This is a genomic window from Pseudoduganella sp. UC29_71, from assembly GCF_042693265.1.
Lineage (GTDB): Bacteria > Pseudomonadota > Gammaproteobacteria > Burkholderiales > Burkholderiaceae_D > Rugamonas.
Map to the genome: position 1 here is coordinate 6,779,215 of NZ_CP170549.1, position 19,868 is coordinate 6,799,082.

The following is a 19,868-nucleotide window of genomic DNA, read 5'->3' on the forward strand; positions in this document are numbered from 1 at the left end:
GCAGCCCTCCTTCGTGGCGAGTAACATGATTGTTCTTGGTGTTGTTGCTTACCAGACATGTTACCTGCAAACCCGCATGCTGTCACGGTTTGGGCGGGGGAGGGCCCCCCTGCGGCCCTACTGCGGCTTGTAGATGCCGCAGCCGACGATGATGTCGTCCACCTTCTCCACATACATCGATTTCGGCTCGATCTTCTTGGTCAGCGGGTCGAGGAATTTGTAGTCCTGCCAGCCCTTGCCCTTGGTTTTCACCAGCTCGATGCGCTCGCGCATGTAGTACTTGCCGTCGCCGTCGCGGATGTCGATCAGGTCCTTGCCTATCATGCGCGCATTCTGGCCGTGCGCCAGGTTTTTGCCGTTCAGGTCATACACCACCACGTACAGGTCGCGGTCGGTGAACTGGCCGTGCGGATCGTTGATCTCGGCGTAGGCCTTTTCCTTGCCGTGCGCCTTGATGTAGGCGATGGCTTTCTTCGCCATGGCCATGGCCTCGTCGGCGGTGCCGCGTTCGGCGGCGCGGGCCGGCAATTGCGCCAGCAGCAGGGAGGCCCCCAGGGTTTGCAGCATCAGCCGTCGTTTCATGGACACAGCTCCGAACGTTGTGGATGTGAATACATCTTAGCCGAAAAAAAAAGTGGCATTCGCAATAATTGGTGAGTATCTTTTGCTACGTAACAGGCAAAATTGCTGGTTCGGCAAAAAGCCGCGCGGCACTATCGCTCCATCCTGAAAAGAAAGGTCAACTTTATGCGCATGCGCCAAATTCCCGCCCTGCTGGCCGCAGCCACGCTCTCGCTGTCCGCGCACGCGGCCAGCGCCGACCGCTGGGACGTGCCGGTCCACGTCAAGAAGCTCGACAACGGCCTGACCGTCATCGTCACCGAAGACCACAGCTCGCCCACCGTGGGCGTGAGCGTGGTGTACCGGGTCGGCATGCGCCTGGAGCCGAAGAACCGCACCGGCTTTGCCCACCTGTTCGAACACCTGATGTTCCAGGGCACGCCCAACGCGCCCAAGGGCGTGTTCGACAAGACCATCACCACCGGCGGCGGCCGCAACAACGGCTCCACGCGCGCCGACTTCACCAACTACATCGAGACCGCGCCGGCCTCCGCCCTGGACGCCATCCTGTGGCTGGAGGCGGACCGCATGAAGACGCTGGACTTCAACGAGAAAACGCTGAAGAACCAGCAGGACGTGGTGAAGGAGGAAATCCGCGTCAACGTGAAGAACCAGCCGTACGGCGGCTTCATGTGGATCGACATCGGCCAGCACGCGTTCCAGAAATGGGAAAACAACCACGACGGGTACGGCAGCTTCCAGGACCTGGAAGGCGCCAGCCTGGACGACGTGCGCGCCTTCCACCGCGACTACTACGGCCCGAACAACGCGGTGCTGGCCATCGCCGGCGACGTCACGCCGCAGCAGGGCTACGCGCTGGCCAAAAAATACTTCGGCGCGATACCGAAGCGCGCCACGCCGGCCCCGGGCGATTTCAGCGAGGGCCTGAACACGGCCGAGAAGCGCGTCGAGCAGAGCGACGCGCTGGCGCAGGTACCGGCGCTGGCGGCGGCTTGGAAGATGCCGGCGCGCGGCAGCAAGGACCAGGCGCCGATGGCGGTGCTGGGCGAACTGCTGGCCGGCGGCGACGCCTCGCTGCTGTACCAGGGCCTGGTCAAGGGCCGCGAGCTGGCGCTCAACCTGTCGCCGCTGTACGGCCTGACCGGCCCGTGGGAATACGACGGCCCGACGCTGTTTACCGTGTTCAGCATGTACAAGCCCACCAGCAGCGCCGACGCCGTGCTGGCCGCCATGGACGAGGAGATCGCCAAGGTGGCCAGGGACGGCGTGGACGCGGCCACCCTGCAGCGCGTGAAGACCGCCATGCTGGCCGACTGGTACAACAAGCTGGAAAGCTATATCAACCGCGCCGACACGCTGGCCAAGCTGCAAACGCTGTGGGGCGACGCCAAGGTCGTCAACAAGATTCCCGGTTGGATCGAGGGCGTGAAATCGGAAGACATCCAGCGCGTGGCGGCCACCTATCTGACCAAGGCCAACCGCACCGTGATCGACCGCAAGCCGGCGCCGAAGGAGGCCCCGGCCGCTCCCGCCGCCGCTCCCGCCTCCGCCACGAAATAAGGACCACATCATGAAGAAACTGATACTGGCCGTGGCCATCTCCACGCTGTGCGCTCCGCTGCTGCATGCCCAGACCTCCGCCGCGCCGGCCACTTCGCCAGCCGCCTCCCAGGTGCCGCCGTACGGCGCCGACAAGCCGCTGCCCGTGCCCAGGATCGCCAAGAAGACGCTCTCCAACGGCCTGGAAGTCTGGGTCGTGCCGCGTTCCGGCCTGCCGCGCGTGGACTACGTGCTGGCCGTACGCGGCGCCGGCTACGCCGCCGACGACGCGCAGCACCCCGCCTTCGCCAGCCTGCTGGCCAACCTGCTCAACGAAGGCACCGCCAAGCGCAGCTCGCGCGCCGTGGCCGAAGCGGCGCAGGGCATGGGCGGCAGCGTGGGCGCCTCCGCCGCCAACGACGGCATCACCGTGTTCGGCAACGCGCTGGCCAGCAGCGCCGCGCCCATGGCCGCGCTGCTGGCCGAAGTGGCGCGCGAACCATCCTTCCCGGACGCCGAAGTGCAGCTGGCCAAGACCAACGCGCTTCAGGCGCTGAAGGCGGCCGAAGCGCGCCCCGGCTTCCGCGCCGAGCGCGCCATCTCGCGCGCGGTCTACGGCGAGCACCCATACAGCCGCACCACCGCCACCGCCGAATCGATCGCCAGCACCGACGCCGCACTGCTGCGCGCCGAGCATGCCAAGCGCTTCCGTCCCGAGCGCAGCCTGCTGGTGATCACCGGCCGCATCAAGGAAACGGAGGCCATGAAGCTGGCCGAGTCGGCCTTCGGCAGCTGGAAGGCCAGCGGCCCGGCCTTGCCTGAAACGCCGCCCGCGCCGGCCGCCATGCCGCCGCAGCGCCTGCTGCTCGAGCGCCCCGGCAGCGTGCAGGCGACCTTGCGCCTGGGCCGTCCCGGCGCCGCCGCCAGCGTGGAGGAGCACGTGCCGCTGCGCCTGGCCAGCACCATCCTGGGCGGCGGCTTCAGCAGCCGCGTCAACCTCAACCTGCGCGAAGAAAAGGGCTACACCTACGGCGCCTCGGCCGGCGCGCGCATGAGCCGCAACGGCGGCGCCATCGTCGGCGGCGCGGACGTGCGCAACGAAGTGACCGGTGCCGCGCTGGGCGAATACTTCAAGGAATACCGCAAGCTGGGCACCGAGCTGGCCAGCGACGAGGAAATGAGCATGAACAAGCGCTACGTGGCCGGCTCCTACCTGATCACCAACCAGCTGCAGGGTGCGGTGGCCGCCACCCTGGCGTCGAACTGGCTGGTCGGCCTGCCGCCTGAATTCCTCGGCAGCTTCGTGCCCAAGATCCAGAAGGTCACTGCCGAGCAAGTGCGCGAGATGGGCAAGAAATACTTCGCGCCCGAGACCCAGTCCGTCGTGGTGGTAGGCGACCAGAAGGCCATCGCCGACCAGCTCAAGGAATTCGGCGACTTCACCGTCACCGACAAGTAAGCACGCAGGGCGGGTTGGGCGCGCAGCGCCGCAACCCGCCGCTCACGGTAGGCTGCGCCGGAACGCCAGATAATCCCGCGCCGCCTGCCCGGGCTGTTCCACCATCGGCAGGTGCCCCACGCCCGGCATCATCACCGTGCGGCTGCGCGGGAACAGGGCGGCGAAGGCGGCCGCGCCGGACGGATGCAGTATCCTGTCCTGCTCGCCCCACACCACCAGCGCGGGGATGGCCGCGTACTGCGGCTGCGGCTGCAGCAGCGGCGAGTCGGCCAGCTGGCGCATGATGGCCGTGTGCAGCGCAAAGTCGGCCGCCGCGCGCCGGCCCAGCGCGGTCTGCACGGAATGCGGCAGGAAAGGGCGCTCGTGGGTGCAGGCGTCGAGCAGGGCGGCGTACTCCTGCTCCTCGCGCACCAGCAGCGGCATGGCGCCGCTGGCCTCGTACTGCTGCAGCAGCGCCGAGCTGTGCGAGGCCTGCGTGCCGGCCGCGTCCAGCAGCCACAGGCTGGCCACGCGCTCGGGATATGCGGCGGCGAACTGCGCGGCGATGAAGCCGCCCATGGAATTGCCGCCCAGGTGCACCTTGCCGGGCGCGATCTGGTCCAGCAGCGCGCGCAGGCGTTCGGCCTGTTCGGCCATGCCGTAGCCGGCCTGCGGGTCGCGCCCGGCCTCGCCGAAGCCGGGCAGGTCGGGACAGATCACGCGGTAGTGCGGCGTGAGGAAGCGCGCGACGCGGGTGAAGTTGTCCTTGTCGCCGGCAAAGCCGTGCACCAGCACCAGGGTGTCGCCTTTGCCGCCTTCCAGGTAAGGCATGCTGAAGCCCGGCACGCTGGCCTGGCGCAGGCGCAGGCCGGAGCGCAGCCGCTCCAGCGCGATGCCAGCGCGCGCGGCCGCCATCGGCGCCAGGCGGTCGAACAGGACCAGCGCCATCAGCAAGGCGGCGCCCAGCGATAGCAGGGCGCTGATGAAGTAGACGAGTTGTTGCGGGTCCATTACAGAGTTTCCCTTCTTTTTGAATCATTACAGGAGCATCAAGCGTGACTACCCCCAATCCCTATCTGGCGCCCGGCGCCGCCCTGTCCGGCCTGGAGTCCGGCAAGGACACTTACGAGCCGAAGCTGTGGGCCTGGCGCGGCCGCATCGGCCGCCTGCGCTACATGGCCTACCTGTTCATTGTATCCATCCTCAACATGGTGCCGGTCACCATCCTGATGGGCTTGCTGGGCGCGGCGGGCATCCTGTCGCAGAACCAGGACGCGCTGGTGGGCCTGAGCGCGCTGTTCTACCTGCCGCTGCTGGTGTTCAGCTTCGTGCTGGCCAAGCGCCGCTTCAACGACGTGAACCGCTCCGGCTGGTTCTCGCTGCTGCTGTGGGTGCCGCTGGTGAACTTCATCGTCTCGCTGTACCTGATCTTCGCGCGCGGCGACGAGGGCGCCAACGATTTCGGCGCTGCGCCGTCGCCCAACACCACCATGATCAAGGTGGTCGGCCTGGTGTTCCCCATCCTGTTCATCGTGTCTATCGTCGGCATCATGGCCGCCGTCACCATTCCCGCCTACCAGTCGTACAAGATCAAGGCGCAGGGCGGCGTGAGCAGCCAGGGCCTGTGATGACGCGGACCGCTTACAGCTGGCCCCTTACAGCTGCCCGCTTTCCTTGATGTCCAGGTAGCGGCCGATCAGCGCGGCGCTCAGCTGGCCGGGCGCCACGTCCACCAGCGCGTTGGCGCGCAGGCCCAGGCGCCGTATCGCTTCGCGCCGCTGCTGCAGGTACAGCATCGCGGCCGGCTGGCGCAGCGCGTCCTGGAAGCCGGCCACCGGCGCGGCCGCCGCGCGGTCCAGCGCCTGCTCGCGCAGGCTGGCGCACAGCACCATGTGGCGCGTGCCGAGCAGCTCGCAGGCGTTGCGCATGGCCAGGTCGTCCTCGTCGCGCAGGTTGGTGATCAGCACCACGAAGGCGCGTTTGGACAGCTTCTTCATCAGCGCCCCCGCCGCCTGCGTGTAATCGGGCGCGGTTTCACCCGGCTGCACATCATACACGCCCGCCAGCAGGCGGTCGAAACCGGCGCGGCCCTTGGCCGGCGCCAGCCAGCGCCCGTCCGCGCCCGTCCCCGCGCCGCCGAAGCACATCAAGCCCACCGCGTCGCCCTGTTTCTGCGCCACGAAGCCTAGCGTCAGCACCGCCTGCAGCGCGTGGTCGAAATGGCTGCCCTGTTCGCTGCCGTCCTGTTCGCGCGCCAGCATGCGGCGGCCGCAGTCGAGCAGGAACACCACCTGCTGGTCGCGCTCCTCCTGGTATTCGCGGGCAATGGGCTTGCGCTGGCGCGCCGTGGCCTTCCAGTCGATCGAGCGCAGGCTGTCGCCCTGGCGGTATTCGCGCAGCTGGCGGAAGTCGGTACCTTCGCCGCGCCGCCGCTTGCGGATGGCGCCGGTGGCCGGCGCGCGGCGGTCGGTGGCCTGCAGGGTCTGGCCCAGCAGGCGAGAATAGTCGGGGAATACCTTCACCTCCTGCTGCGGCCCGATGCGGCGCGTGCGCTGCCACAAGCCCCACGGCGTGGCGATGCGCACGTGCGGCTGGCCGAAGCCCGCGTTGCCGCGCCGGTCGGGCTTGACGCGGTAGGCCACAGAGACAGACGGCGCCGCCGTCCACGCTGCAGGCGTGCGGCATGCCTTCCATGGCCCAGGCGGCGGGGTAGTCGTCGAACAGCTCCAGGCGCAGCGGGCGGGTGCCCAGGTTGTGCATGGTCAGCGTCACGCCCTGCCACAGCTCCACCGGCAGCACGCCGGGCAGCTGGCGCTCCAGCCGCAGCGGCGGCGCGCGCAGCGCCTGCCAGGCGTCGGCCAGCGCGGCGGCCAGCAGTGCGGCGCCGGCCAGCCACCAGGCGCCGGTCAGCAGCGTCGCCAGCGCCGGTCCGGGCCAGGTAGGGACGGCGGACGCGGCGGAGGTTGCGGACACGGCGGACACGGCGGACGCCGGTGCTGCGGCCGGCCACGCGGCGCTCCAGGCCAGCGCCACGCTAAAGATGGCGCCGGCGCCCGCCCAGGCCAGCACCAGCCACAGCAGGCGGCGCGTCGGCGTCATGCGCGCGGCGCGGCGATCTGCTGCACCATGGCCGCCAGCAGCTGGTCGCTGTTCAGGCCATCGAGTTCGCTTTCCGGCGAGATGGCGATGCGGTGGCGCAGCACCGGCAGGCTGGCCTGCTTGATGTCGTCCGGCGTCACGTAGTCGCGCCCGGCCAGCAGCGCCATCGCGCGCGCGATGCGCACCAGCGCGATGCTGCCGCGCGGACCGGCGCCGATGGCGATGCCGGGCCAGTCGCGCGTGGCGCGCACCAGGCGCACCGCGTAGTTGGCCACGCTATCGTCCACGCGGATGCGCGCCACCAGCTGCTGCAGCGCCAGCACGGTCTCCGGCTTGACCAGCGTGGCGACGGCCGCCACGTCCAGGCCGTCACCGACGCGGTTGCGCGTCACCGTCTGCAGCATGGCCTGTTCCTCGCTCTCGCTCGGATAGGCGATGCGCACCTTGATCAGGAAGCGGTCCAGCTGCGCTTCGGGCAGCGGATAGGTGCCCTCGTTTTCCAGCGGGTTCTGTGTGGCCAGCACCATGAACGGCGGCGCCAGCACATGCGCCTCGCCCTCGATGGTCACCTGGCTTTCCTGCATCGCCTCCAGCAGCGCGGACTGGGTCTTGGCCGGGGCGCGGTTGATCTCGTCGGCCAGCAGCAGGTTGGCGAATACCGGCCCCTTGCGCACGCTGAAGGTCTGGTTCTTCAGGTCGAACACGGCGTGGCCCATCACGTCGGCCGGCATCAGGTCGGGCGTGAACTGGATGCGCGAGAACTCGCCAGCGAAGGTCTTGGCCAGCGCGCGCACCAGCAGCGTCTTGCCCAGCCCGGGCACGCCCTCCACCAGAACGTGGCCGCCGGCCAGCATGCAGGCCAGCACCTGGTCGATTACCTCCTGCTGGCCCACCACGGCGCGGCGGACTTCCTCGCCCATGCGGCGCGCGATGTCGAGTGCCTGCTGCAGGCGTTCCGGGGCGATGGCGCTGCCGTTGTCGTCGTTGGGAAGCGGCGGGTTACTGTCGTTCATAGTGGATTCTCACTTGTTGGAGTAGCTGGATCTGGCGCGTGAACGCGGCCGGCTGGGACGCGGCGGGGCCGTGCAGCGCGCTGCGCATGTCGATAAGCTGGACGTTGCACAGGCGCGCCAGGCGGGCCGCCTTTTCGTCCTCGCCCAGCGGATGCAGCTCCGGCGCGCGGCGCCGCAGCAGGGCCAGGGTTTCCTGGCGCGTGGCGGCCAGCAGCACGTCGCGGCCGCCCTTGGCGCGCCACAGCCAGTTGCCGCTCGCTTCGATGTGCTCGATCAGCGAGCGGCGTTCCGTGGCCGGTTCCGGCAGCATGGGGCCGAAGCGCAGGGCCGCGCGCCACAGCAGCAGCGCAAGCAGCAAGGCTAGCGCGGTCAACGGCATCCATGCGGCGCGCCACAGCACGGCGTACCACGGCGCGGCGTCGGCGTGCAGCACCATCATCACGTTGCGGCCCTGCTGGTTCAGGCGCGCCAGGCCGAGTAGCAGTTCGGCATGGTCGAAGCGCGGCAGGCGCTGGTTGTTGAAGTAGTTGTCCGACACCATGGCGACATGGCCGCGCCCCTCCGCATACACGCGCACGGACATGGCGTCGATATCGCTCCACAGCGGCTGGCGGCCGGCGCGCAGGGTCTGCAGCACTTCGGTGCCGGTGTCCAGCGAAAGCGGGTAGGCGGCGCCGGGCAGGGTGACGCAGGTGAGCTGGCGCAGCTCTTTCGGGGCGACGGGGACGGCTCCGCTGCCGTCGCGGGTTTCTGCCGGGAGGTCCTGTTCGCGGCCGTTGCCACCCGCGCCGTCCGGGCGCTGGGCCTCCTCGCCGTCGTCCTCGTTGTCCTCGTCGTCTTCGGGCGGCAGGGCTGCTGCGGCGCCGTTCACGGTGTCGCAATTGGCGCGCAGCTTGTTGCGGTAGCTCAGGCCCACGCCGTAGCGCGCGCCCAGCGGGTCGGGTTCGGTCAGCGGCGCGAGCCGCGCGCGCGGATTCAGGCGGCTCGCCTGGCCATCGCCGCCGTGCTGCAGCGGCACCCATTTGGGCTGCAGCAGCAGGGTGTTGCCGCGCCGGACCCAGTCCAGCAGTTGCGCCGCCTGCACCGGGTCGATCTGGCCGCCATTGTCGGCCAGGATCAGCATGCCGCCCGGCAGCCTGCCCAGGCCGGCGCCGCTCAGGCGCTTCTCGACCTCCACCTTGTAGCCGTGCTGCTGGAGCAAGGTGCCGGCGGCCAGCATCGGGTTGTCGATGGCTAGCGGGGAGATATGGATCGCCGCGTTGGGCGAACGCTCCATGACCGCGTACCAGAGCCACACGCAGCCCGCCAGAGCGGCCACGCTGGCCAGCGCGATCAGCAGCCGCCGCGCCATCATGCGGACGCTCCTGGCGTGGCGGAAGACGAGGGTGCCGCTGCGGCGCCCTCGGCACCGGACTGTCCGCCGACCTGGGCACCGGACTGTTCGCCGGACTGTTCGCCGGACCGGCCACCGAACTGTCCGCCGAATTGCCCCCCAAACTGCGCCTGCCAAGCGGCGCAGGCGGCCAGCAAGGCGGTGCTGTCGGGCCAGCGGCCGCCGTATGCGCCATTGAGCCACAGCGTGGTGGCGGTAGCGGCGACCTGGTAGCGCTCCGGCGGCAGCGCGGCTTGCCGGGCCGTGCGCAGGCAGTCGCCCTCGGTCGCGCCTTGCGCCAGCTGCAAGCCGTCCTGCTGCACCAGGCGGGACAAGGTGGCGCGGTACAGCAAGGCCAGCGCGCCGCGCCGATCGCCTCGCTCCCACAGGCCGCGCACGGCGCCGGCCACATCCTCGGGCAGGCTTTCGGCGCGGATGTCCAGGCCGGCGATTTCGGTGGCGGCCGCCATGGCGGGCGTGGGCAGCAGCCAGGCGAACCTGCCGCGGTAGCGGTACAGCAGCCACGCCACCAGGCCGATGGCGCCAGCGATCAGCAGCACCTTGAAAACCAGTGCCAGGAAGCTCAGGTCGGGCAGCTTTTTGGGCTTTTCGCGCGGCGGCGTGTCGAAGTCCTTGAGGTGCCAGCTTTCCTCGCACTTGTAGCCGCGCAGGTCGTCGCTGTCGTACAGCCGCCTGAGTTCCTTGCGCAGCGCGGCTTGTTCGGCACTGCGGGGCGGCGCGTGCTTGCCCACCGGGTCCGGCAGGAACTTGGGACGCGCGCACTGCAGGTCGCCGGACGCCGGCGTCGGCGGCGGGGAGGCTGCCTGCAGCGGCTCTGCACGCGCCGGCGACGCCAGCATGGCGGCCGCTGCCACCAGCGCCGCCGCTGCGCAAGACAGCACGGCCAGCAACAGCGCGCTGGCACGGCCGGCCTGCGTGGACGTCGTGGCCGGCGCGGACTGAGGCGTGGGCTGCGGCGCGGACTGCGGCGCGGACTGCGGTGCCAGCTCCGGCGAGTGCGCCGCCGCCTGGGGCTGGTGCCGCGCGGCTGGCGCCTGGATCTGCCGCAGCGTAATTTCGATGTCCCAGGCCTCCAGCGTGGCGCGCCGGTTCAGGTACAGCGTGAAGCAGCAGGCGGTGTAGACCGGTCCGACGATGCCGCCGGCGACCGCATACGCCGCCATGGCCAGCAGGTCGAGCGACAAGCCGTTGCCGGCCTTGAAGAAGAAGGCCATGGGGTTCATGGACAGTTCGTCGCTGAGGAATAGCCCCACCAGCGCCACCAGCCCGAAATTGAGTACCGCCTCGAAGTGCGCGCAGGCCAGGCCGAAACGGTAAGCTGCCGCGCCGGTGCCGTTGCGGCCGATGGCGTGGCGCCGCTCGCTGGCGGTGACGCCGCGCGCCTGCTCCAGTTGCCAGATCGGCTGGTACAGGCCGCGTCCCGGCATGAACAGCCGCCACCAGGTCATGAGCCGGAACCAGCCGCCGCCCAGCTGGCGTGGCCACGCGCGCAGCGCCTGGCGCCACGTCACGTCCTCGCCGAACACATGGCGCGACAAGACGTACAGCGGCGCGCGCTCGAGCAGCGGCCGCAGCCACCACGGCAGCAGCATCCACAAGGGCGCGAGGTTGGGCGAAATCCTGATCAGCGCCAGGGACAGCACGCACAAGGGAAGCCACAGCGCCAGCCACGCCTTGTACACCGGGCCAGCGTGCGCGCGCAGCAGGGCAAAGCCCAGGTCCAGCGCCTGCGGCGCAGGGCGCGGACGCAGCGCGATCTGCAGCTTGTCAATTCGCATGCTGTGCTCCCCCGCTGCGGCCCGCCAGCAGGAAGAAGGCGATCACCGCCGTCCAGCACACGCCGCCCACCGCGTACTTCACCTGCGGCGGCACCGCCGCGCTGGCCGACCAGAAGGCTTCCACGAAAGCGGCCAGCAGGGTCAGTAGCGCGGCGCCCACGATCACCGGGAACATGGCGCGGCTGGTGGCGTGCAGCGCGTGGCGCCGGCTCAGACGCCCCGGCGCGATCAGCGCCAGCCCGAGGCGCATGCCGGACAGGCCGGCCAGCACCAGGCCGGTGATCTCGAAGCTGGAGTGCGTCACCACGAAGGACCAGAAATTGGTGCGCGTCAGCGGGTCCATGCTCAGCCAGCTGGCGATCACGCCCATGTGCATGCCGTTGAAGGCCAGGCTGAGCAGCGACGGCAGGCCGCCGAACACGCCGCCGGCAAAGGTGCGGAAGCAGATCGACACATTGTTCCAGATGTAGTGGCCGAACATCTGCAGGTCGCCTTCCTGCCCGCGTCCGATATCGATGCGGCCCGGCCGGTACATCTGGCGGTATTTTTCCAGCTGCGCCGGGTCGATGAAGCTGTGCGCCCAGTGCGGCTGCTGCCACACCAGCAGGCCCAGTGCCAGCGCCACGCCGAACACGGCCAGCGCGGCCACCAGCAGCAGGCGCCATTCGGCCCGCACGCGGCGCGGGAAGTCCACCAGCATCCACTGCAGCAGCGCGCGCGGACGCTCGGCCACGCTGCCGTACAGGCGCAGGTGGCAGGCCGCAGCCTGCGCATGCAGGTAGTCCGTCAGCGCCGGCGAGTAGCCGCGCTGGCCGGCCAGGGCCAGGCACTGGCACAGGCGGCGGTACAGCGCCGGCAGGGCGGCCGCATCGTCCGAGCGGTTCTGCAGGATGGCGTCGACCGCTTCCCACAGCGCCGCGTGCTGCTGTTCGAACTGGGTCTGCTTCATCGCTCCAGCCTCATTGCTTCAGCCCCGCCGCGTAGGAGCGCAGGCGTTCCAGCGACGCCGCGCCGGTGGCGCCGGTGAGCGGCGCGGCGATGCTTCCCAGTTCCTCCAACCGCGCCGGCGGCAAGCCTTGTTCGCGGTCGAACAGGTCGGCCAGCGCGCGCTGCTGCACGGACGTGAGCGGGAAGGGCAGCGGCAGCGGCGCCGCCTCGCGCACGGCGGGCCGGGGCGGCGCCTGGTCGCGGTACACCACCAGCGTGCCGGCCACGATGTCGCCCAGGCGGCGGAACTGGCGGTCGTACAGCATGCAGGCCAGGCCGGTGGCGTAGGCCAGCGGCAGGAAGTCGGCCGCCAGCAGCAGGTTGCGCAGCGCCGATTCGCGCCAGCCCACCGGCAGGCCGTTGTCGCGCCGCACCTGCAGGCCGAGCGCGCGCTTGCCCACGGTCTGGCCCTGGAAATACACTTCGCAGATGACGGGATAGCCCCAATAGCTGAGGAAGGCCAGCACCGCCAGCACGCCCTGCGCCATGCGCGGTCCGCTCAGCAGCCAGGTGGCCAGTCCCATGAAGGTAAGCCACAAGGTGGTGTCCAGCGCCCAGGCCCAGGCGCGCGGCGCCGGTCCGGCAGGCGTGAGCAGCAGGCGCGTGCCTTCCGGCGTGGTCAGCGAGAGGCGGCCGTCGATCAAGGCCGTGGCGTTGGAGTGGTCATGGATTTACATTGTATCCAAGAACACGGCGCGAGTTGCAAAAAAAGTAAACCAGCCGGCCCGGCAAGCCCGCTCAGGGCGCCGTGACCCCGGCCTCGCCGGCCAGCTGGCGGTATTCGGCCGAACCGCGCACCGCGGCGATGGCGTTCCAGATGGCGTCCGCGCGGCGCGGGTTGCGCTGGTAGGCGGCGCGGTTGAAAGCCAGGTGGAAGGACAGCACCCAGTACGGCGGCGTGGCCTGCACCACGTGGCCCTGGAAGCGCGGGTCGCTGCGCGCCAGGCTGCTCGCTTCGATGCCTTGCAGGATGGCGACGTCGAACATGCCGGTCAGCAGCAGGCGCAAGCCGTCGTCGGCCGATTTCACCAGTTCGCGCGGACGGTAGCCGCGTTCGCGCAGCACGGCGCCCACCAGATAGCCGGACTGCACGGCCACTTCCTGGTTGGGCGCCACCAGCGTGTGCCCGTCCCAGCTGCCTTGCCCTCCCGCGCGCAGGAAGACGTTGACGCTGTCCGTGAACAGGGCGCGCGCCGGGTCGGCACTGCCGTCCGGCAGCAGCGGGTAGGCGGCGAAGCTGCGGCGCGCTTTGCTGTCGGCGGTGGCGATCACCGCGTCCACGCTGCCCAGGCGCAGCTCCTCGATGCAGCGCCGCCAGGGCTTGGCGGCATACACGAAGCGCTCGCCCAACTGCCGCTCCACCCGCCGCAGCAGTTCGAAATTGAGGCCGGTGGCGCCGGGCGAACTCCAGGGCCGCTGCACCACGTCCTCGTAGCACATCACCAGCGCTGCGGGCCGGCCGGCCACGGTGTCGGCGGCGCCCGCCGGCGCGGCCGGGCCGAGCGCCGCCGCCAGCGGCAGCAGGCGCAGGCAGCCGGTCAGGTGCGGGCCAAGGCGCAGGCATGGACGCAGGCAGAGACGCAGGCGGCTCAGCATGGTTCAGTTTTCCTTATAGTTCGCGTAGATCTTTTGCAGCTCGCCCCGGTCCGTCAGCGTTTGCAGCGCCTGCCGCAGCTGTTCGGCGGCGGCCGGCGCCAGCGTGCGCGCGGTCGCGAAGTACAGCGCCTCCTCCTTGAACACCGTGGGCAGCAGCTTGACCATGCCGGTCAGGCGCTCGTCCGCGATGTAGCGCCGCAGCGCGTTCTCGGTGTGGTAGAAGAAGCGCCCGCGCTTGTTGAGCAGCTTGCGCAGGTTCACTTCGGTGTCGCGGCTGCTGGCGTCCACGTGCAGGCCCGGCTCGCCGAGCAGCATGCTCTCATGCGCCGTGCCCCTGGAGACGATGATCACATTGTCCGTGCCCAGCTTGCGGATATCGTCCAGCGTTTTGATGGCGGCCTTGTCGTCGGCGCGCACCGCGATCTTGTGCCGCACGGTGTACACCGGGATGTCGATGAAGTTGAGCCTGGCCTCGCGCGCGCTGGTGCGTATCAGCGCGCAGAACACGTCCAGCTGGCCTTCCGCCAGCGCGGCCTCGATGCGCGGCAGCGACATGGGCTGGGTCCAGCCGCTGAAACGCAGCCCCGGCGCCACCTGCTCGATGGCCTTGATCACGTCGACGCAAATGCCTTTGTGCTTGGCGTTTAGTTCGTACTTCAGCGTGTTGTTGTCCTGCGCCGCGGTGCGCAGCAGCAGCGGGCCGGCGCCGGCCGGCGTCGGCGCGGCGCCGCCCAGCGCCATGGCAAGCAGCAGCGGTATCCAGGGCCGGCGGGGTGGCGGGAGCATGGCGGTCCGGTCAGGCGATGGCGGCGGCGCCGCTATGTTCTTCCATCCAGCGCAGCAGCTCGCGCCCGAGCACGCGCAGCCGCGCCGTCTCCACCTGGCGCCGCTTGTACGCCTCGTGGCTGGCCGGGCCGCTCAGGCTGCGGTCGTAGCTGGCCTTGTCCATCAGCTGGATTTCGTACTCGAAGAAAAAGCCCACGTCGTAGTCCGGCTCCGCCGATTCCTGCGCGGCCGCGTCCTGCGCCGCGAAGATAGGGCGGCTGCTGCCGCCGGCGTCGTTGGCGTGCAGGTGGATCATCTTGCGCACCGTGACCTGGATGCTGCTGAAGCCCTCGCCGCTGTGCGGATTGTCGCTGCGGGTCTGCTGCTCCGAGCACGCCATCAGCTCCGCGTCCATGCGCGCCAGCAGCTCGGCCGGATAGCGCTCGCTGCGTTCCAGCATGGGCCGGTATTTGCAGAACACCTCCTTGGCCGCCTCCATGTCCAGCAGCGTGTTGCGGGTGCGCTGCGAATCGACATTGGTCACCGACAGCAGGTGCGCGCGCTGCAAGGTCTGCAGGGCCAGCAGGCATTCAAAACGCGTATTGAAGATCATGCGTACGCCCAGGTGGTCGTACACGTCGGCCGCCAGGTAGGCCGCCTTTTGCAGCAGCTTGAGCAGGATGCTGTTGCGGCCCTTGTTGTTCTTGCGGTCGAAATGCAGCAGCGGCAAGCAGGTCTCGCCGTGGGTGAGGAAGTAGCGCCCCTCGTCGCAGCGTATCACCTCGTCCAGCGAAGCAAACACCTGCTCGCGGATGGTGTTGAAGTGGCGCAGCTTCAGGTTGTTGTCGATGTAAAAAATGCCGTGCATGACTTTGAGCACCGCGCACGACCACATGCGCAGCGCGTCCGCCTGCAGGCCGCGCCGCGAGGCATACACCAGCAGCTGCAAAGGATCTTCCGGGGTGCGCACCTCCGGCGGTATCAGCGCTTCCTGGCCCGGCTCGAGAAACGTGCCGGCGATGAAGGCCACCGCTTCCCGGTGCGCGCGCGCAATGACGGCGGGCGCGGCCGGCTGGGCCAGGTCGAAGCCGTATTCCAGCGCAAACTGGCGCGCGTCGTGCAGATTGCGCAGCGCCAGCCCGCCCAGGTCGATCGCGGACACGCCGCTGGCGATCGCATTGAGGTAGCCCCAGTTCAGCGAAAATTTGTGCGCGCACTTGAGCGTAGCATGCAGTTCGGTCATGTCCCTATGCCATCAGCGCTATCCGATATGCAAGTATCCCCCTGAGCAGGACGGCGGTCAATCGAGCTTGCGCCGGCGTTGCAAATTCATCGCGGCAAAAATTGCCGCGTGGTGCGTTGCAGCAAGCCGCCAAACGGGCGTCGCCGCGCCGGACGCTGCGCTATATTTCTGCCATGAGTTCCAATCTGACAGGCACGACGGACCCTGGCCAGCCTGGCTTGGCCCCGGCTACGCGCGCCATGACGGCGTGCCGGGACCAGGTGGTGCAAGCCTGGATGGACACCGTGCGCAGCGAGGTGGCCAAGGCCGGTGCGTTGCATGTGGCCATCCTGGGCAACACCTTGCCGGCCATCGTCGATACGCTGGCGCTACTGCTGACGGAGTCCGAACAAGCGCATGCCGTGAGCGACCTGACCGCGCTGGCGACCGAGCACGGCGGTGAGCGCGCGCGCCTGACGCCGTACGACATTACCACCCTGATCCACGAGTTGCAGCTATTCAAGCAGGTGCTGTTTGCCGAAATGGAGCGGGCGCACACGCCGCTGGACCTGCGGCAGCGCGCCGTGATCGCCAACGGCATCGACAACATGATACGGGACAGCGCGAACGCCTTTGCTGCGGTGCAAGCGGCGTTGCGCGAGCAGTTCGTGGCCTCCGTTACGCACGACCTGCGCACGCCGCTGTCGAACGCGCGCATGGCGGCCGAGCTGATCGAGCGCATGGCCGGGGATGACGACGTGCGCCAGCTGGCGCAGACCATCTTGCGCAGCGCCCAGCGCATCGACACCATGACCCGCGAGCTGCTCGACAAGATTGTGTTCGGCGGCAGCGGCAAGCTGGCCTTGCGCATCGGCGAATTCGACCTGGCCGAACTGGCGCGCGAAGTGGCCGGGGCCATCGACGCAGCGCAGCGCGTGCAGCTGGAACTGCCGCAGGAGCCGCTGTTCGGCCACTGGTGCCGCGACACGCTGCGCCGCGCCATGGAAAACCTGGTCGGCAACGCCATCAAGTACGGCCGGCGCGGCGCGCCGGTCAAGCTGGCAGTCACGCTCAAGCTTGAGCGCGTGCAGATCGCCGTGCACAACGACGGCGACCCCATCCCGCCGGAAGACTGCGAAAGCATTTTCCAGCTGTACCGCCGCGCCGCGCGCGGCAAGCGGGCCCAGGGCTGGGGCGTGGGCTTGCCGTTTGCGCGCAAGGTGGCCGAGGCCCACGGCGGCAGCATCGTTGTTGCAAGTAACCCACAGGAAGGCACGACCTTCGTCATCGATATTCCACGCGACGCCCGTGCGCACCAGGGCGCGCCTACGGTCGCCTGAGATTTCCTCAATCAACTAGTTGACTATTTGTACTCGGCGTACGCCGGGCGAAATGAATCCGCATATGATCAAAACGCGTTGGGACGCGCGCTTCATTTCCAATCAAATAGATCACAAGGAAATTCAATGACTAGCCGGAACCGCAGCACCAGTACCTCTCCCGCATTAAAACCGACACTGATCGCCCTGGCCGTCTTCTCGCTGGCCGCCACGCTGCAGGCGCAAGCCCAGGAAGCCAAGGACGCCAAGGCGGACGACAACGTGGTGGTCGTCACCGGCTTTCGCGCCAGCTTGAACAGCGCGCTGAACACCAAGAAGAACAGCGACGGCATCGTCGACGTCATCAAGGCTGAAGACATCGCCAAATTCCCCGATGCCAACCTGGCCGAATCGCTGCAGCGCGTCCCTGGCGTATCGCTCACGCGCGGCGATGGCGGCGAGGGCAAGCAGATCACCGTGCGCGGCCTGAACGCGGGCTTTACGCGCGTGCGCATCAACGGCATCGAGGGCGTGACCGCCACCGGCGCCTCGGACATCAACGGCAGCACCAACCGCGGACGCGGCTTCGACTTCAGCGTGTTCGCCTCGGAATTGTTCAACAGCCTGGAAGTGCGCAAGACGTCCGAAGCGGGCGTGGAAGAAGGCTCGCTGGGCGCCACGGTGGACCTGCGCACCGCGCGTCCGTTCGACTTCAAGGGACAGACCTTCAGCCTGGGCGGCCAGGAATCGTGGAACGGCTTGTCGCGCAAGGCCGAGCCGCGCGTGACGGCGCTGTATTCGGACCGCTGGGACACGCCGATCGGCAAGATCGGCGCGCTGGCCTCGGTGGCTTATTCCAAGCGCACCATCCAGGAAGAGGGCTACGAGGCGGTTGAGCTGCTGAGTGCCAGCCAGGACGGCGGCTTCTGCTCGCCGCTCGGCTACACGCCGCAAAACCCGGTCAACACGCCGGCCAAGGGCATCACCGCCACCAGCTGCGGCTTCGGCGTGCCGCGCACCTCCAATGTGGCCGCCTACAACGACGTGATGGGCCGCCTGGACAACTACGGCGGCACCGTGGCCACGCCGGCCGCCGGCTCGGGCGCCTTCGCGCCGCGCATCCCGCGCTACCGCCGCTCGCTCACCAACTACGAGCGCACCGGCATCACCGCGTCCGCGCAATGGCGCCCGGACACCAAGACGGAGCTGAACCTGGACTTCATGGGCGGCAAATTCGTCAACGACCGCTACGACAACTACATCTCCGCCATCTCCTTCGGCCGCACCCTGGGCCAGGCCAACGGCAAGCCGCAATCGTCCATCCTCGATGCGCACTTCGACAGCAACGGCAGCTGGGACTACGGCAAGTTCAACGCGGTGGACATCCGCACCGAAGGCCTGCTGGACAAGTACACCACCATGTTCCGCCAGAACGTGCTGTCGGGCAGCCGCGAGATCACCGACCGCCTCAAGGTGGACTTCCTGACCGGCGTGTCGAATTCCGACCTGGACGAGCCGATGCGCGCCACCGTGCAATTCGATACGCCCAACGTGAACGGTTTCTCCTTCGACTTCCGCAACAACCGCAACGTGCCGACGCTGAACTTCGGCATGGACGTGTCCAACCCCAACCTGTTCACCTTCGCGCCGCAGGAAGCGGACGGCACTTTCCACGGCCAGTTCGTGGGCCGCTACCTGCACACCAAGAACAAGCTGCGCACCAACGCCATCAACGCCAGCTTTGAAGTGAACGACAACATCACGCTGCGCGGCGGCCTGTCGAACCGCAAGAACACCTGGACCAACGTGGAGATCGGCTCGGGCGGCAACGGCCTGGCGCTACCGGCCGGCACCACCATGGCCAGTATCTCGCGCCAGATCGACAACTTCGGCCGCGGCCTGGGCGGCACCGGCGTGCCCACCTCGTGGGCGGCGGTGGACCTGGACAAGTTCCGCGCTGTGTACGACATCGAATGCCACTGCTCGAAAGTGCCGGGCTCCGAATACAACGTGCTGGGCCAGGTGAACCGCGGCGTGGAAGAGGACATCAACGCGCTGTACGGCATGGTGGACTTCAAGTACGACGTCGGCCCGGTCGGCCTGCGCGGCAACGTCGGCGTGCGCGGCGCCGAAACCAAGGCCACGTCGTTCGCGCTGATCAACGCCAACGGCACGCTCACGCCGGCCACCGTGGAGCACAAGTACCGCGACGTGCTGCCGGCGCTGAACGTGACGGCCTCGCTGCCGCAGGACGTGATGCTGCGCTTCTCGGCCGGCAAGACGCTGTCGCGCCCCGAGTACACCGACCTGGCGCCGACCGCCACGCTGACCACGCAGAGCCAGTCGGTCTCGATCGGCAATCCCAACCTGGACCCGATCCGCGCGCGTACCTATGACCTGCAGGCCGAGTGGTACTACGCCAAGAACGCATTGCTGTCGGTGGGCTACTTCCGCAAGGAGATCAACACCTTCATCCAGGGCGTGTCCGAGCGCGCGCCGTTCTCCTCGCTGGGCCTGCCGGACTCGGTGCTGATCGGCGGCGGCTGCAGCATCACCGGCGGCACGCCGGCCTGCCCGACCCTGCCCGACACCGTGGTGACGGTGGCGCGCAAGGTCAACACGCCGGGCGGTCCGCTGAACGGCTTCGAAGTGAACCTGCAGGCGCCGTTCAGCTTCCTGCCTGGCGTCTGGAGCAACTTCGGCCTGCTGGCCAACTACACCCACGTCGATTCCAAGATCACCTACGTGACGCGGGTGGACAATCCGAACACGCCGGCCAACGAGCTGCTCAGCAAGCAGGCCAACTTCACCGGCCTGTCGCCGAACGCGCACAACATCACGCTGTTCTACGAAGATCCGAAGTTCAGCGCGCGGGTGTCGGCGGCGCACCGTTCGGCCTATCTGCTCAACGTGCTGGGCGACGTGGCAGGCCATGACTTCACCGTGGTGGACGGCTCGACCAATATCGACTTCAGCCTGTCCTACAACATCACGCCGAAGCTGCGCGTGAGCCTGGAAGGCCAGAACCTGACCGATACCCCGCTGCGCTACGGCCGCGACCTGCAGCGCAACGACACGCTGCTGTACGTGCACTCCGGCCGCACCTTCGTACTGGGGCTGACGTACAAGTACTAAGC

16 protein-coding genes are annotated in these 19,868 nt (G+C 68.6%); 5 read left to right on the plus strand and 11 right to left on the minus strand.

Annotated features, from left to right (window positions below; all coding sequences use genetic code 11):
• Nucleotides 1-117 precede the first annotated feature (117 nt).
• Complete coding sequence (locus ACFJI2_RS30255) at nucleotides 118-582, minus strand: cache domain-containing protein (protein WP_377703129.1); 465 nt, start codon at nucleotides 580-582, stop codon at nucleotides 118-120.
• A gap of 165 nt (nucleotides 583-747) precedes the next feature.
• On the opposite strand from ACFJI2_RS30255, the gene ACFJI2_RS30260 reads away from it, so the two are divergent.
• Both ACFJI2_RS30260 and ACFJI2_RS30265 read left to right on the plus strand, forming a co-directional pair.
• A complete protein-coding gene (locus tag ACFJI2_RS30260; RefSeq protein ID WP_107875828.1) occupies nucleotides 748-2,142 on the plus strand; it encodes a pitrilysin family protein in 1,395 nt (464 codons plus the stop codon).
• A gap of 10 nt (nucleotides 2,143-2,152) precedes the next feature.
• A complete protein-coding gene (locus ACFJI2_RS30265; RefSeq protein ID WP_377703130.1) occupies nucleotides 2,153-3,580 on the plus strand; it encodes a M16 family metallopeptidase in 1,428 nt (475 codons plus the stop codon).
• Nucleotides 3,581-3,622: 42 nt separating this feature from the next.
• Here ACFJI2_RS30265 and ACFJI2_RS30270 read toward each other — a convergent pair whose 3' ends face one another.
• Nucleotides 3,623-4,570 carry an alpha/beta fold hydrolase gene (locus tag ACFJI2_RS30270; RefSeq protein ID WP_377703131.1) on the minus strand — a complete coding sequence of 316 codons (948 nt, stop codon included), beginning with the start codon at nucleotides 4,568-4,570 and terminating at the stop codon, nucleotides 3,623-3,625.
• Nucleotides 4,571-4,614: 44 nt separating this feature from the next.
• Here ACFJI2_RS30270 and ACFJI2_RS30275 point away from each other — a divergent pair, with 44 nt between their 5' ends.
• Complete coding sequence (locus ACFJI2_RS30275; protein WP_377703132.1) at nucleotides 4,615-5,187, plus strand: DUF805 domain-containing protein; 573 nt, start codon at nucleotides 4,615-4,617, stop codon at nucleotides 5,185-5,187.
• A 27-nt stretch (nucleotides 5,188-5,214) separates the two neighbouring features.
• On the opposite strand, the gene ACFJI2_RS30280 is transcribed toward ACFJI2_RS30275, so the two are convergent.
• From ACFJI2_RS30280 to ACFJI2_RS30320, 9 genes are all read right to left on the minus strand, one after another.
• The gene (locus ACFJI2_RS30280; protein WP_377703133.1) at nucleotides 5,215-6,201 is read right to left on the minus strand and encodes a DUF58 domain-containing protein; all 987 of its coding nucleotides are present in this window, start codon (nucleotides 6,199-6,201) and stop codon (nucleotides 5,215-5,217) included.
• A gap of 453 nt (nucleotides 6,202-6,654) precedes the next feature.
• The gene (locus ACFJI2_RS30285; RefSeq protein WP_377703134.1) at nucleotides 6,655-7,671 is read right to left on the minus strand and encodes an AAA family ATPase; all 1,017 of its coding nucleotides are present in this window, start codon (nucleotides 7,669-7,671) and stop codon (nucleotides 6,655-6,657) included.
• Nucleotides 7,658-9,025: a DUF4350 domain-containing protein gene (locus tag ACFJI2_RS30290; protein ID WP_377703135.1), complete on the minus strand. Its 1,368-nt coding sequence runs from the start codon at nucleotides 9,023-9,025 to the stop codon at nucleotides 7,658-7,660. Before ACFJI2_RS30290 ends, ACFJI2_RS30285 begins: the two co-directional genes overlap by 14 nt.
• Complete coding sequence (locus ACFJI2_RS30295) at nucleotides 9,022-10,842, minus strand: hypothetical protein (RefSeq protein WP_377703136.1); 1,821 nt, start codon at nucleotides 10,840-10,842, stop codon at nucleotides 9,022-9,024. Before ACFJI2_RS30295 ends, ACFJI2_RS30290 begins: the two co-directional genes overlap by 4 nt.
• Nucleotides 10,832-11,791: a stage II sporulation protein M gene (locus ACFJI2_RS30300; protein ID WP_377703137.1), complete on the minus strand. Its 960-nt coding sequence runs from the start codon at nucleotides 11,789-11,791 to the stop codon at nucleotides 10,832-10,834. Before ACFJI2_RS30300 ends, ACFJI2_RS30295 begins: the two co-directional genes overlap by 11 nt.
• A gap of 10 nt (nucleotides 11,792-11,801) precedes the next feature.
• Nucleotides 11,802-12,473 carry an RDD family protein gene (locus ACFJI2_RS30305; RefSeq protein ID WP_377703138.1) on the minus strand — a complete coding sequence of 224 codons (672 nt, stop codon included), beginning with the start codon at nucleotides 12,471-12,473 and terminating at the stop codon, nucleotides 11,802-11,804.
• Between the two features lie 94 nt (nucleotides 12,474-12,567).
• Nucleotides 12,568-13,425 carry a hypothetical protein gene (locus tag ACFJI2_RS30310; protein ID WP_377703139.1) on the minus strand — a complete coding sequence of 286 codons (858 nt, stop codon included), beginning with the start codon at nucleotides 13,423-13,425 and terminating at the stop codon, nucleotides 12,568-12,570.
• Nucleotides 13,426-13,428: 3 nt separating this feature from the next.
• Nucleotides 13,429-14,211 carry a substrate-binding periplasmic protein gene (locus ACFJI2_RS30315; RefSeq protein ID WP_377703140.1) on the minus strand — a complete coding sequence of 261 codons (783 nt, stop codon included), beginning with the start codon at nucleotides 14,209-14,211 and terminating at the stop codon, nucleotides 13,429-13,431.
• Between the two features lie 10 nt (nucleotides 14,212-14,221).
• Complete coding sequence (locus tag ACFJI2_RS30320; protein WP_377703141.1) at nucleotides 14,222-15,433, minus strand: TIGR04552 family protein; 1,212 nt, start codon at nucleotides 15,431-15,433, stop codon at nucleotides 14,222-14,224.
• A 239-nt stretch (nucleotides 15,434-15,672) separates the two neighbouring features.
• Between ACFJI2_RS30320 and ACFJI2_RS30325 the strand changes: the two genes are divergently transcribed.
• Nucleotides 15,673-16,752, plus strand: a complete 1,080-nt coding sequence (locus ACFJI2_RS30325) for an ATP-binding protein (protein ID WP_377703142.1) — start codon at nucleotides 15,673-15,675, stop codon at nucleotides 16,750-16,752.
• Between the two features lie 126 nt (nucleotides 16,753-16,878).
• The gene (locus tag ACFJI2_RS30330; protein ID WP_377703143.1) at nucleotides 16,879-19,866 is read left to right on the plus strand and encodes a TonB-dependent receptor; all 2,988 of its coding nucleotides are present in this window, start codon (nucleotides 16,879-16,881) and stop codon (nucleotides 19,864-19,866) included.
• Nucleotides 19,867-19,868 lie beyond the last annotated feature (2 nt).